13 protein-coding genes are annotated in these 13,408 nt (G+C 67.8%); all 13 read left to right on the forward strand.

Annotation, left to right across the window (positions count from 1 at the left end):
* Positions 1 to 79 precede the first annotated feature (79 nt).
* From BJ988_RS26700 to BJ988_RS26760, 13 genes are read left to right on the forward strand one after another with little or no spacing between them, the layout of a single operon-like run.
* On the forward strand, positions 80 to 436 hold the full coding sequence (locus BJ988_RS26700) for an NADH-quinone oxidoreductase subunit A (protein WP_179660860.1): 357 nt from the start codon (positions 80 to 82) through the stop codon (positions 434 to 436).
* Positions 436 to 990, forward strand: a complete 555-nt coding sequence (locus BJ988_RS26705) for a NuoB/complex I 20 kDa subunit family protein (RefSeq protein WP_179660861.1) — start codon at positions 436 to 438, stop codon at positions 988 to 990. The genes BJ988_RS26700 and BJ988_RS26705 overlap by 1 nt, the downstream gene beginning before the upstream one ends.
* The gene (locus tag BJ988_RS26710; protein WP_179660862.1) at positions 987 to 1,640 is read left to right on the forward strand and encodes an NADH-quinone oxidoreductase subunit C; all 654 of its coding nucleotides are present in this window, start codon (positions 987 to 989) and stop codon (positions 1,638 to 1,640) included. The genes BJ988_RS26705 and BJ988_RS26710 overlap by 4 nt, the downstream gene beginning before the upstream one ends.
* Positions 1,637 to 2,953 carry an NADH-quinone oxidoreductase subunit D gene (locus tag BJ988_RS26715; RefSeq protein WP_179660863.1) on the forward strand — a complete coding sequence of 439 codons (1,317 nt, stop codon included), beginning with the start codon at positions 1,637 to 1,639 and terminating at the stop codon, positions 2,951 to 2,953. The genes BJ988_RS26710 and BJ988_RS26715 overlap by 4 nt, the downstream gene beginning before the upstream one ends.
* Complete coding sequence (nuoE, locus tag BJ988_RS26720; RefSeq protein ID WP_179660864.1) at positions 2,950 to 3,696, forward strand: NADH-quinone oxidoreductase subunit NuoE; 747 nt, start codon at positions 2,950 to 2,952, stop codon at positions 3,694 to 3,696. Before BJ988_RS26715 ends, nuoE begins: the two co-directional genes overlap by 4 nt.
* On the forward strand, positions 3,689 to 5,002 hold the full coding sequence (gene nuoF, locus BJ988_RS26725; RefSeq protein ID WP_179660865.1) for an NADH-quinone oxidoreductase subunit NuoF: 1,314 nt from the start codon (positions 3,689 to 3,691) through the stop codon (positions 5,000 to 5,002). Before nuoE ends, nuoF begins: the two co-directional genes overlap by 8 nt.
* Positions 4,981 to 7,218 carry an NADH-quinone oxidoreductase subunit G gene (locus BJ988_RS26730; protein ID WP_179660866.1) on the forward strand — a complete coding sequence of 746 codons (2,238 nt, stop codon included), beginning with the start codon at positions 4,981 to 4,983 and terminating at the stop codon, positions 7,216 to 7,218. The genes nuoF and BJ988_RS26730 overlap by 22 nt, the downstream gene beginning before the upstream one ends.
* Positions 7,215 to 8,525 carry an NADH-quinone oxidoreductase subunit NuoH gene (nuoH, locus tag BJ988_RS26735; protein WP_179660867.1) on the forward strand — a complete coding sequence of 437 codons (1,311 nt, stop codon included), beginning with the start codon at positions 7,215 to 7,217 and terminating at the stop codon, positions 8,523 to 8,525. The genes BJ988_RS26730 and nuoH overlap by 4 nt, the downstream gene beginning before the upstream one ends.
* Positions 8,522 to 9,061 (forward strand): NADH-quinone oxidoreductase subunit NuoI, encoded by a 540-nt coding sequence (gene nuoI, locus BJ988_RS26740; protein ID WP_179660868.1) that lies wholly within the window; start codon positions 8,522 to 8,524, stop codon positions 9,059 to 9,061. Before nuoH ends, nuoI begins: the two co-directional genes overlap by 4 nt.
* Positions 9,058 to 9,792 carry an NADH-quinone oxidoreductase subunit J gene (locus BJ988_RS26745; RefSeq protein ID WP_179660869.1) on the forward strand — a complete coding sequence of 245 codons (735 nt, stop codon included), beginning with the start codon at positions 9,058 to 9,060 and terminating at the stop codon, positions 9,790 to 9,792. Before nuoI ends, BJ988_RS26745 begins: the two co-directional genes overlap by 4 nt.
* The gene (gene nuoK / locus BJ988_RS26750; RefSeq protein ID WP_008356449.1) at positions 9,789 to 10,094 is read left to right on the forward strand and encodes an NADH-quinone oxidoreductase subunit NuoK; all 306 of its coding nucleotides are present in this window, start codon (positions 9,789 to 9,791) and stop codon (positions 10,092 to 10,094) included. The genes BJ988_RS26745 and nuoK overlap by 4 nt, the downstream gene beginning before the upstream one ends.
* Positions 10,088 to 11,980 carry an NADH-quinone oxidoreductase subunit L gene (gene nuoL / locus BJ988_RS26755; RefSeq protein WP_179660870.1) on the forward strand — a complete coding sequence of 631 codons (1,893 nt, stop codon included), beginning with the start codon at positions 10,088 to 10,090 and terminating at the stop codon, positions 11,978 to 11,980. The genes nuoK and nuoL overlap by 7 nt, the downstream gene beginning before the upstream one ends.
* Positions 11,980 to 13,404, forward strand: coding sequence for a complex I subunit 4 family protein (locus BJ988_RS26760; RefSeq protein WP_179660871.1), 1,425 nt, complete (start codon positions 11,980 to 11,982; stop codon positions 13,402 to 13,404). Before nuoL ends, BJ988_RS26760 begins: the two co-directional genes overlap by 1 nt.
* The last annotated feature ends 4 nt before the right edge of the window (positions 13,405 to 13,408 follow it).

Raw genomic sequence — 13,408 nt, forward strand, 5'->3', positions numbered from 1 at the left:
CAGGATGTGAGTTGGCCCACATTGTGATTCCATTCACAAAGTCTCAAGAAGGGGTGGGTCGCTCAGGGTAGGAGGCGAGATGGAGCTCTACGTGCCGGTGCTCGCGTTGGCGGGACTGGCGACGCTCTTCGCGGTCGGTTCGGTGATCATGAGCTCGGTCGTCGGACCGAGACGTGCCAACCAAGCCAAGGCGGATCCCTACGAGTGCGGGATCGAGGCCACGCCTCAGGCGCTGGGCGGTCGCTTCCCGGTGAAGTACTACATCACCGCGATGCTCTTCATCATCTTCGACATCGAGATCATCTTTCTCTACCCGTGGGCCGTCAGGTTCGACGCGATGGGATGGTTCGGCCTCGCGGAGATGGGCCTGTTCCTGCTGACGGTGTTCGTGGCGTACGCCTATGTGTGGCGCCGCGGCGGATTGGACTGGGACTGATGGGTCTCGAAGAAAAGCTTCCCTCCGGCGTACTTCTGACCACGGTCGAAGGAATGGCCGGATACTTCCGCAAGGCGAGCCTGTGGCCGGCGACGTTCGGGCTGGCCTGCTGCGCCATCGAGATGATGACGAGCGGCGGGCCTAAGTACGACCTGGCCAGATACGGCATGGAGGTCTTCCGCGCCTCGCCGCGCCAGGCCGACCTGATGATCGTGGCGGGCCGGGTGAGCCAGAAGATGGCGCCGGTCCTGCGCCAGATCTACGACCAGATGCCCGAGCCGAAGTGGGTGCTCGCGATGGGCGTCTGCGCCAGCAGCGGCGGCATGTTCAACAACTACGCGATCGTCCAGGGCGTCGACCACATCGTGCCCGTCGACATGTATCTCCCCGGCTGCCCGCCGCGGCCCGAGATGCTGATCGACGCGATCCTCAAGCTCCACGACAAGATCCAGGGCACCTCGCTGGGCGTCAACGCCGAGCGCGAGGAGGTCGTCAACGAGACCGCCGCGCTGCGCCAGCTGCCGCTGATCGACCAGACGGGACTCCTGAGGTGAACGACCAGAACAGTGGCCAGAACAGTGGCATGTTCGGCGTGGAGGACACCGGCGACACCAGCGGCTACGGCGGTCTCACCCGCCAGCACGCGATGCCGAGCCGCACCAGCGACGTCGGGGTCCAGCCCTACGGCGGCTGGTTCAAGGAGCTCGCCGACGCCCTCGCCTTCACCGAGGCGGAGGCGGTCATCCACCGTGGAGAGCTCACCTTTCACGTACGCCGCGAGCGGCTGCTCGAGGCCCTGCAGGTGCTCCGCGACGAGCTGCGCTTCGAGCTCTGCTCCGGGGTCTCCGGGGTGCATTACCCCGCTGAGCAAGGCCAAGAGAATGTGGGCAGCGAGCTGCACGCGGTCTACCACCTGCTCTCGATGACCTACAACCGCCGGGTGCGGATCGAGACCTCGGCTCCCGACGACGACCCGCACGTGCCGAGCGCGGTGGCCATCTACCCGACGCTCGACTGGCACGAGCGGGAGACCTACGACATGTTCGGGATCGTCTTCGACGGCCACCCGGGTCTGACCAGGATCCTGATGCCCGACGACTGGCCCGGTCACCCGCAGCGCAAGGACTACCCGCTCGGTGGGATCCCCGTGGAATACAAGGGCGCGACCATCCCGCCGCCGGACACTCGCAGGAGCTACTCATGACCGCGACAGACGCTGACGACGCGCGTACGTTCACCGTCACCGGCCAGGACTGGGACGACCTGACCGACGCTCTCAAGGACGTCAAGGACGAGCGGATCATCGTCAACATGGGTCCCCAGCACCCCTCGACCCACGGGGTGCTCCGGTTGATCCTCGAGCTCGAGGGCGAGACCGTCACCGAGGCGAGGGCCGGGATCGGCTACCTCCACACGGGCATCGAGAAGAACCTGGAGTACCGCGCCTGGACCCAGGGCACGACCTTCGTCACCCGGATGGACTACCTCTCGCCGATCTTCAACGAGACTGCGTACGTCCTCGGGGTGGAGAAGCTGCTCGGCATCGGCGCCGAGGTGCCGGAGAAGGCCGACGTCGTCCGGGTCCTGCTGATGGAGCTCAACCGGATCTCCTCCCACCTGGTGGCGATCGCGACCGGCGGCATGGAGCTCGGCGCGCTGACCGTGATGACGATCGGTTTCCGCGAGCGTGAGCTGTGCCTGGACCTGTTCGAGTTCATCACCGGTCTGCGGATGAACCACGCCTACATCCGTCCGGGCGGCATCGCCCAGGACCTGCCGGACGGCACCGTCGCGCGGGTGAGCGAGTTCATCGAGCTGATGAAGAAGCGGCTGACCGAGTACGCCGCGCTCTGCAACGCCAACCCGATCTTCAAGGGTCGCCTGGAGCAGGTCGGCTACCTCGACCTGGAGGGCTGTCTCGCGCTCGGCCTCACCGGCCCGGTCCTGCGCTCGACCGGCTACCCGTGGGACCTGCGCAAGACCCAGCCCTACTGCGGGTATGAGGACTACGAGTTCGAGGTCATCACCTGGGACACCTGCGACTCCTACGGTCGGTTCCGGATCCGGCTGGCCGAGATGTGGGAGTCGCTGCGGATCATGGAGCAGGCGCTCAAGCGGCTGAAGGATCTCGACGGCGCGCCCGTCATGGTGGCCGACAAGAAGATCGCCTGGCCCTCTCAGCTCTCGGTCGGAGCCGACGGCCAAGGCAACTCCCTCGACCACATCCGCCACATCATGGGCGAGTCGATGGAGGCACTGATCCACCACTTCAAGCTGGTGACCGAGGGTTTCCGGGTGCCGGCAGGCCAGGCGTACGTCGCGATCGAGTCGCCGCGCGGAGAGCTCGGCGCCCACGTGGTCAGCGACGGCGGCACCAAGCCCTACCGGGTCCACTTCCGGGACCCGTCGTTCACCAATCTTCAGGCCACGAGCGTCATGTCCGAGGGCGGCATGGTCGCCGACGTGATCGTGGCGATCGCGTCCATCGACCCGGTGATGGGAGGCGTCGACCGATGACGCTTGCTGCAGAGACCTTCGACGAGCTGCGTGAGATCGCGGCCCGCTACCCCCAGGCGCGTTCCGGGCTGCTGCCGATGCTCCACTTGGTGCAGTCGGTCGAGGGCCGGGTCACTCCCGAGGGCATCCAGGCCTGCGCCGATGTCCTGGGTCTGACCCCGGCCGAGGTGAGCGGCGTGGCGACCTTCTACACGATGTACAAGCGCCATCCCGTCGGCACTCACCACGTCGGCGTCTGCACCAACACGCTGTGCGCGGTCATGGGCGGCGACGAGATCTTCGCCTGCCTGCGAGAGAAGCTCGAGGTGGGCAACGACGAGACCACCGCCGATGGCGCGATCACGCTCGAGCACATCGAGTGCAACGCAGCTTGCGACTACGCGCCGGTGGTGATGGTCAACTGGGAGTTCTTCGACAACCAGACCCCGGAGTCGGCCTCGCAGCTGGTCGACGACCTGCGCGAGGGCCGCGAGGTCGTGGCTTCGCGAGGCGCCCGGCTCACGAGCTGGCGCGAGGCCGAGCGGGTCCTGGCCGGCTTCGAGGACGGGCTCGTCGACGAGGGGCCCGCTGCCGGGTCGGCGTCGGTTGTCGGACTAGAGCTCGCCCGCGAGCGCGGCTGGGCTGCGCCCGGCGATGCCCACGGCTCCGCCGACGTACCGGAGGAGCTGCCCGAGGCCGTCGAGGTGGCCGACACCAGTCGCGCCGAGTCGGAGACGATCGCCGAGGAGGCGTCCGATGACTGACACTCTCACCCCGGTGCTGACCAGCAACTGGGGCGACGAGCGGGCCTGGACGCTGCCCGCCTACGCCCAGCAGGGCGGCTACGACGCGCTCGACGTCGCACTCGGGCTGCCTCCCGAGGACGTGCAGACGATGGTCAAGGACTCCGGGCTCCGCGGCCGCGGTGGCGCCGGCTTCCCGACCGGGGTGAAGTGGGGCTTCCTGCCGCCGTCCGACCCCGAGAACCCCAAGCCGCGCTACCTGGTGGTCAACGCCGACGAGTCCGAGCCCGGCACGTGCAAGGACATCCCGCTGATGATGGCGAGCCCGCACACCCTGGTGGAGGGCGTGATCATCTCCTCCTACGCCATCCGGGCGGAGCGAGCCTTCATCTACGTACGCGGTGAGGTGCTGCACGTGATCCGGCGGCTGCAGGCCGCGGTCCGTGAGGCCTACGCCGCCGGCCACCTGGGCAAGAACATCCACGGCTCCGGCTACGACCTCGAGCTGGTCGTGCACGCCGGCGCCGGGGCCTACATCTGTGGCGAGGAGACCGCGCTGCTCGACTCGCTCGAGGGGCGCCGCGGCCAGCCCAGGCTGCGTCCGCCGTTCCCCGCAGTGGCCGGTCTCTACGCGAGCCCGACCGTGATCAACAACGCCGAGTCGATCGCCTCGGTGCCCGCGATCGTGAAGAACGGCGCCGACTGGTTCGCCGGCATGGGCACCGAGAAGTCCGCCGGCGTCGGCATCTTCTCGCTCTCCGGCCACGTCAAGCGACCGGGCCAGTACGAGGCCCCGCTCGGCATCACGCTGCGCAAGCTGATCGAGCTGGCCGGCGGCGTACGCGAGGGTCACGAGCTGAAGTTCTGGACCCCGGGTGGCTCCTCGACCCCGTTGTTCACCCAAGAGCACCTCGACGTGACGCTGGACTTCGAAGGGGTGCAGGCGGCCGGCTCGATGCTCGGCACCCGCGCGCTGCAGATCTTCGACGACTCGGTGTGCGTGGTGCGGGCGGTGCTGCGGTGGACTGAGTTCTACAAGCACGAGTCCTGCGGCAAGTGCACGCCGTGCCGAGAGGGCACCTGGTGGCTGGTGCAGGTGCTGGAGCGGCTGGAGAAGGGCGACGGCAAGCCCGAGGACCTCGACCTGCTGCTCGACCAGTGCGACAACATCCTCGGCCGCTCGTTCTGCGCGTTGGGTGATGGCGCGACGAGCCCGATCACGAGCTCGATCCAATACTTCCGGGACGAATACCTGGCCCACCTGGAGCAGGGTGGCTGTCCGTTCGACCCCAAGAAGTCGACCGCATGGGCGGAGGCAGTGCAGTGACCGATGTGACCGTCAAGATCGACGGACATGACGTGACCGTGCCCGAGGGCACGCTGGTGATCCGGGCGGCCGAGCAGGTCGGGATCGAGATCCCGCGGTTCTGCGACCACCCGCTGCTCGCGCCCGTCGGCGCGTGCCGGCAGTGTCTCGTCGACATCCCCGACGCCGGCAACGGCCGCGGCTTCCCGAAGCCGCAGGCCTCCTGCACGATCCCGGTCGCCGAGGGCATGGTGGTGGAGACGCAGAACTCCACGGCCGTGAAGGCGCAGCAGGGGATCATGGAGTTTCTCCTGGTCAACCACCCGTTGGACTGCCCGGTGTGCGACAAGGGCGGCGAGTGCCCGCTGCAGAACCAGGCCATGTCCCACGGCCAGGGGGAGACCCGGTTCGAGGGGACGAAGCGTACGTTCCCCAAGCCCATCAACCTGAGCCCCAACGTCCTGCTCGACCGGGAGCGGTGCATCGTCTGCCAGCGCTGCACCCGTTTCGCCGCCGAGATCCCGGGCGACCCCGGGATCGCGCTGATCCAGCGTGGCGCGCAGCAGCAGATCGGCATCGCCGACGACAAGCCGTTCTCGTCCTACTTCTCCGGCAACGTCATCCAGATCTGCCCGGTCGGTGCGCTGACCTCCGACGACTACCGGTTCCGGGCCCGTCCCTTCGACCTGGTCTCGACGCCGGGCGTCGCCGAGCACGACGCGTGCGGCGCCGCGATCCGCATCGACCACCGCCGCGGCAAGGTCATGCGCCGCCTCGCCGGCAACGACCCCGAGGTCAACGAGGAGTGGATCTCCGACAAGGACCGCTTCGGCTTCCGCTATGTCGTCCGGGAGCGGCTCGCCTCTCCGATGGTGCGTGAGGACGGCGAGCTCCGGCCCGCGTCCTGGTTGGAGGCAGTCGCTGTCGCCGCCAAGGGTCTGGCCGCTGCCGGCTCCGTAGGCGTGCTGCCCGGTGGCCGGCTGACACTGGAGGACGCGAAGGCGTACGCCACCTTCGCCCGCGAGGCGCTTCGCACCCCGCACATCGACTTCCGCTCGCGTCCGCTGTCGGAGGAGGAGACGGGGTTCCTGCGCTCACGGGTGGCCAGCACCTCGCTCACCTACGCCGACCTCGACGCAGCCGACCACGTGATCCTCGTCGGGCTCGAGCCCGAGGACGAGGCCGGCACCCTGTTCCTGCGCTTGCGCAAGGCCAACCAGCAGGGCCTGCGGATCACCGCCCTGAGCCCGTACGCATCGGAGGGCTCCCGCAAGCTCGGAGCCGCGGTCGTCCTGACCGCCCCCGGTGCTGACGCGGAGGGGTTGTCGCAGGTCAGCGACGTCACCGAGGCTTCGGTGATCCTGGTCGGCGAGCGACTGGCGACCAGTCCCGGTGCCTACACCGCCGCCGCCGAGCTCGCCGACCGCACCGGTGCCAGGCTCGCCTGGGTGCCGCGTCGCGCCGGTGACCGAGGTGCGGTCGAGGCCGGCCTGCTTCCCGGCGAAGGTGGTCTCGACGCCGAGGCCATCGTCCGAAGTGGCCTCGACGCGCTGCTGATCGCCGGGGTCGACCCCGACGACACCGCCGACCCCGCCGCCTTCCTGGCGGCTCTCGACCAGGCCGGCTTCGTGGTCAGCCTCGAGCAGCGGGTCACCGCGGTGACCGAGCGCGCCGACGTCGTGCTCCCTGTCGCCGCCGCCTCGGAGAAGGCCGGCACCTTCGTCACCTGGGAGGGCCGCCGCCGCCCGTTCGTGAAGGTCTTCGACAAGCCGGCCGCCTACTCCGACGCCGAGGTCCTCGGCCACATCGCGACCTCGCTGGTCGAGCCCGCGAGCGCAGCGAGCGGTGTCGAGACCAACACGGTCGCATCGAGCGCGACAGGGGACCGTGTTGGTCTCGACACGCCTCCGCCCAGCGGCTCCGGCGGCTCGACCGACGGGAGTGCTTTCCGCCTCGCGACCTGGCGCCTGATGCTCGACAACGGGACGCTGCAGAGCGGCGACAAGGCACTGGCCGCGACCGCGCGCCCGGCGTTCGTACGGATCCCGGCGGCGCTCCACGAGCAGCTCGGCGACGTCGTGACGATCACCGGTGACCGGGGGAGCTGGACGCTCCCGGCGCTTCCTGGGGAGCTGGCCGAGGGCACGATCTGGGTGCCGACCAACTCGTTCGGCCGCGGCGTATGGGCCGATCTGGCCTCGCCAGGGTCAACCGTGAGCGTGGAGGGGGCCAAGTGAACGGGCTGGAGCAGTTCGGTCAGGACCCCTGGTGGATCATCGCGATCAAGGTCCTGCTGGTCTTCGTGGTCTGCGTCGTGCTGACGCTGTTCAACATCTGGTGGGAGCGCAAGGTCGTGGCCCGGATGCAGCACCGCATCGGCCCCAACCGGCACGGACCGTTCGGTCTGCTCCAGTCGCTCGCCGACGGTGTGAAGCTGGCGCTGAAGGAGGACCTGACCCCGGAGAAGGCCGACAAGATCGTCTTCATCACCGCGCCGATCCTGGCCACGGTGCCGGCCTTCGTGACGTTCTCGGTGATCCCGTTCGGACCCGAGGTCAACTTCTTCGGCGTACAGACGCCTCTGCAGCTGACCGACATGCCGGTCGCGGTGCTGTTCGTGATGGCGATCGCCAGCATCGGCATCTACGGGATCGTGCTCGGTGGCTGGGCCTCGGGCTCGACCTACTCCCTGCTCGGTGGCCTGCGAAGCAGCGCCCAGATGATCTCCTACGAGGTCTCGATGGGCCTGGCGCTCGTCACCGTCTTCCTGATGGCCGGGAGCCTGTCCACGAGCCAGATCGTCGAGGCTCAGAAGGACTGGTGGTTCGGGGCCCTGCTGCTGCCGTCCTTCCTGATCTACTGCATCTCGATGGTCGGCGAGACCAACCGCGCGCCGTTCGACCTGCCCGAGGCCGAGGGTGAGCTGGTCGGTGGTTTCCACACCGAGTACTCCAGCCTGAAGTTCGCGCTCTTCTTCCTGGCCGAATACATCAACATGGCCACCGTCTGCGCGCTCGCCACCACGCTCTTCCTGGGCGGTTGGCGGGCACCGTTCGGCCTCGGCACAGTCTGGGCCGGTGCCAACGAGGGCTACTGGCCGGTGCTCTGGTTCTTCCTGAAGATGTTCTTCTTCATCTGGGTCTTCATCTGGCTGCGCGGCACGCTGCCGCGGCTGCGCTACGACCAGTTCATGTCGCTCGGCTGGAAGGTCCTCCTTCCCGCGAGCCTCGCCTGGATCGTCATCGTCGCGGTGATCAAGATGTCCGCGATCCAGGGCGAATTCAGCCCCAACTGGATCCTCTTCGGCTTCGGCCTGGTTGTCACCGTGGTGGTCGTGCTCGGCTTCCTCAACCGGCTCCCGGAGAAGGAGCCCCAGGTCACCGAGGCGCCCGGCGGCTACCCGACGCCCGCGCTGCCCCAGGGTGGGGCCGTGCGCGGCGCCGCCCAGCCGCTGGTGTTCGGACCGAGCGCCGTGGAGCCGACGAGAAGTGGCGTACGCATTCTCCCCTCTCCTGAGGATGCACTGCCTGAGGAGGCAAAGTGAGCAAGGACGACCGCACGTTCAAGGAGCGGTTCTGGGACCCGGTCAGCGGGTTCGCGGTGACCTTCAAGACACAGTTCAAGAAGCCGGTCACCGAGCAGTACCCGCAGCAGAAGGAGCCGACCGAGGAGCGCTTCCACGGTCGACACCAGCTCAACCGCCACGCCGACGGCTTGGAGAAGTGCATCGGGTGCGAGCTGTGCGCGTGGGCCTGCCCCGCCGACGCCATCTACGTCGAGGGCGCCGAGAACACCGAGGAGGAGCGCTACTCGCCGGGGGAGCGCTACGGCCGCGTCTACCAGATCAACTACTTGCGCTGCATCCTGTGCGGTCTCTGCATCGAGGCCTGCCCGACCCGAGCGCTGACGATGACGAACGAGTACGAGCTCGCCGACACCTCGCGCGAGAGCCTGATCTACGAGAAGCAGGATCTGCTCGCGCCGCTCGAGGACGGGATGGAGGCGCCTCCGCACCCGATGTTCCTGGGCAACGACGACACCTCCTACTACGCGCCGGAGCCCGAGGAGACGACTCGATGAGCTTCGTGATCCTCGCCTCGGTCATGGTGATCGCGGCGCTGGGGCTCCTGTTCGCGCGCAAGCCCGTGCACGCCGCGCTCTCGTTGGCGGTCGTCATGATCGGGCTCGCGATGATCTACGCGATGCTTGAGGCGCCGTTCCTGTTCGCGGTGCAGATCGTGGTCTACACCGGCGCGATCCTGATGCTGTTCCTGTTCGTGATCATGCTGGTCGGGGTCGACACCTCCGACGCCCTGAAGGAGACGATCGCGGGCCAGAAGGTGCTCGCGGTCGTCCTCGGCGTCGGGCTCGGGGCGATCCTCGTCACGGGCGTCGGCCAGGCGAGCATCGGCACGATGCGCGGATTGTCCAGCGCCAACGAGGGCGGCAACGTACAGCGCCTCGCCGACCTTCTCTTCTCCCGCTACGTGATCGCCTTCGAGGCGACCAGCGCGCTGCTGATCACCGCCGCGATCGGCGCGATGGTGCTGGCCCACCGGGAGCGGATCGAACCGAAGCAGACCCAGACCGACCTGGCGCAGAGGCGCGTCGCCGACTACGCGAAGAGCGGCAAGCACCTCGGCCCGCTGCCCCCACCGGGCACCTTCGCGCGCCACAACAGCAACGACACCCCGGCGCTGCTGCCGGACGGGTCGCACAGCACGAAGTCGGTCCCGGCGATCCTCGCCGGCGGGGTCTCGACGAGCTCGACCAACGGGGTCGGTTCGGATGAAGAGGGGCAGGGCGAATGACAGACAACACCACGGCGTACGTCATCCTGTCGGCCATCCTCTTCACGATCGGCACCATCGGGGTGCTGACCAGGCGCAACGCGATCGTCGTCTTCATGTGCGTCGAGCTGATGCTCAACGCGGCGAACCTGGCCCTGGTCGCGTTCAGCCGGATGCACGGCAACCTCGACGGGCAGGTGACCGCGTTCTTCGTGATGGTCGTCGCTGCCGCTGAGGTGGTCGTCGGGCTGGCGATCATCATGACCATCTTCCGCACCAGAAACACGGCTTCGGTCGACGAGCCAAGGATGCTCAAGTGGTGAACCCTGTCGAGGCCAGCGGCGTCTTCTCGCTGATCTGGCTTGTCATCGCGCTGCCCCTCGCCGGTGCGACCCTGATCCTGATCGGGCGCCCGCTGGCGCCGGCACTCTTCGACCGGATCGGGCATTGGCTCGCGGTCGGGCTCGCGGGTGCGTCCTTCGTGCTGTCGCTCGTCCTCTTCATCGCCACCCTCGGTCGCGACGAGGAGAGCAGGCAGGTCGTCCAGCACCTCTACACCTGGTTCGACACAGGCGACCTCAGTGTCGGGATGGATCTCCTCTACGACCAGCTCTCCAGCCTGTTCCTGCTGCTCATCACCGGTGTCGGCACGCTGATCCACGTCTACTCGGTCGGTTACATGGCCGACGACGAGCGACGCACCCGGTTCTTCGGCTACCTCAACCTGTTCCTCGCCGCGATGCTGATGCTGGTGCTGGCGGAGAACTACGTCGGCCTCTTCCTCGGCTGGGAGGGCGTCGGTCTGGCGTCCTACCTGCTGATCGGCTTCTGGCAGCACAAGCCGTCGGCGGCTGCTGCTGCCAAGAAGGCGTTCGTGATGAACCGGGTCGGCGACATGGGTCTCTCGCTGGCGATCGCCCTGTCCTTCGTCACCTTCGGGTCCACGTCCTTCTCGGTGATCTCGGACCAGCTGATGGTGACCAACGAAGGAGCCGGTGGCGTCGCGACCTCGACCCTCAACTGGCTCGGCATCCTGCTGCTCGTCGGTGCCTGCGGCAAGTCCGCGCAGGTGCCGCTGCAGGGCTGGCTGCTGGACGCGATGGAGGGTCCGACACCGGTCTCCGCGCTGATCCACGCAGCCACGATGGTCACGGCGGGCGTCTATCTGATCGTCAGGTCGAGTGCGATCTTCGACGCCGCCGAGGTCGCCTCGACAGCCGTCGTGATCGTCGCCCTGGTGACGATCATCTGGGGTGCCGCGATCAGCTGCGTGAAGGACGACATCAAGAAGGTGCTGGCCGGCTCGACGATGAGCCAGATCGGCTACATGATGCTGGCCGCCGGCCTGGGTGGCCCCGGCTACGCGTTCGCGATCTTCCACCTGCTCACCCACGGCTTCTTCAAGGCCAACATGTTCCTCGGGGCAGGGTCCCTGATGCACGGCATGAACGACGACGTGAACCTCAAGCACTACGGCGCCCTGAGTCGGGCCCTCCCGGTGACGTTCGTGACCTTCGCGATGGGCTACCTGGCGATCATCGGGTTCCCCGGCTTCGCCGGCTTCTGGTCCAAGGACAAGATCCTCGAGGTGGCCTTCGCAGAGAGCTGGCTGGTGGGCGTCATCGCCCTCCTGGCCGCCGGTGTGACCGCGTTCTACATGACCCGCCTGATGATGCTCGCCTTCTTCGGCCGCAAGCGCTGGCCCGAGGGCGTACATCCGCACGAGTCGCCGCGGATCATGACCGGTCCGCTCGTCGTCCTCGCCGCACTGTCGGTCCTCGGTGGGCTCTTCACTCTGGGCGGATGGATCGAGCACTGGCTCGAGCCGGTGGTCGCCATCGGCCACGCCGAGCACCACGGCCCGCTCCCGGTCTGGGCGACGTCTGTCCTCGCGGTGCTGGTCGTCGCGATCGGGGTCGCGGCCGCCGGGTTCGTCTTCGGGCGCCGCCCGACCACGACCGAGCCGACCCCCTACCTGCACGTCCCGCACGTCGAGGACGTCGTGGTCCCGCCCGGACTGGCGCTCACCCGCGGTGCCGTCGCGACCGACAAGTACGTGGTCGACGGCCTGATGAGCGGTGGCCCGATCGCCCTCGCGGCGATCGCCGGTGAGCTCCGCAAGGCACAGACCGGTTACGTACGCTCCTACGCCCTCTCCGTCCTCGGCGGCACTGTGCTGGTGGCCCTCGCGATCCTGGTGGTCAACTGATGCTGACAATCCTCGTCCTGATTCCCTTCGCGGGCGCGCTGGTCACTGCGGTGATGCCGGCGCGGCCCAAGATGTGGGCCTTCGGCTTCGCGGTCGCGACCCTGATCGCCGGCATCGTGACGATGTTCACGGCCCCCGACACCGACCGCGTCTGGATGGAGCCGCTCGGCGTCCACTGGGCGCTCGAGATGGACGGCTTCGGCAAGCTGATGGTGATGCTGACCGTCGTCCTGGTGCCGCTGGTGATGGTGGCGGCGGTCAAGGACCACGACAAGCGGTGGTACGCCTGGGCGCTGGCCCTGGAAGCCTTCGCCCTGCTCACCTTCCTCGCCGGTGATCTGTTCCTCTTCTACATCGCCTTCGAGGCCACGCTGATCCCGGCGTACTTCATGATCGGCCAGAACGGCGGCCCCGGTCGGGCCAAGGCCGCGGTCAAGTTCCTGATGTTCCAGCTCGGTGGTGGCCTGGTGCTGCTCGGTGCGCTGATCGGCTTCTACGTCGTCTCCTCGCAGGCCGGCCCGCCGTCCTACCTGATCAGTGACCTCGCCCAGCTCGACATCGGCACCACGGCTGAGCGCTGGATCTTCGTAGCGATGTTCATCGCGTTCGCGGTCAAGGCGCCGCTGTTCCCGGTGCACACCTGGCTGGCGGACACGACCGAGCAGGCGACCCCGGCGACGTCGGTGCTTCTGGTGTGCATCCTCGACAAGATCGGCACCTTCGCCATGATCCGGCTCTGCCTGGGCCTGGTCCCGGAGGCGTCCGCCTGGGCGACCCCGGTCGTCGTGGTCCTGGCGCTGATCTCGATCGTCTACGGCGCGGTCCTGGCGATCGGGCAGGACGATCTGCTCCGCCTGATCGGTCTCACCTCGCTGAGCCACTTCGGACTGATCACGCTCGGCATCTTCGCGGCCACCCGCGAGGGCCTGGTCGGGTCGATCCTCTACATGGTCAACCACGGTGTCGCGACCGCGGCGATGTTCCTGATCGCCGGGTTCCTGATCACCCGCAAGGGCACCGCGTCGATCTCGTCGATGCGTGGGCTCGAGAAGGCGACACCGGTGCTCGCCGGCACGTTCCTCATCGCCGGTCTGGCCACCGCCGGTCTTCCGGGGCTCTCCCAGTTCGTCTCCGAGATCCTGGTCCTGATCAGCGCATTCGACTATCACTGGCTGGTCGGCGTCATCGCGGTCTCCGCGATCGTGCTCGCCGCGATCTACGTGCTGTGGGCCTACCAGCGGATCTTCACCGGACCGCCTCAACTCTCCAAGCAGCCGGTCGCCGACCTGAATCGGCGGGAGATCGGCGTGATCACGCCTCTGCTGGTCGCTCTTCTCTTCTTCGGCTTCGTCCCCGGCCCGCTGATCTCAGCGGCCCAACCGGTCGTAGCTCCTCTTGTTGATGTCATCCAGGCAGGTGAGTGACGCG

Origin of the sequence: Nocardioides panzhihuensis (assembly GCF_013408335.1) — a bacterium.
Lineage (GTDB): Bacteria > Actinomycetota > Actinomycetes > Propionibacteriales > Nocardioidaceae > Nocardioides > Nocardioides panzhihuensis.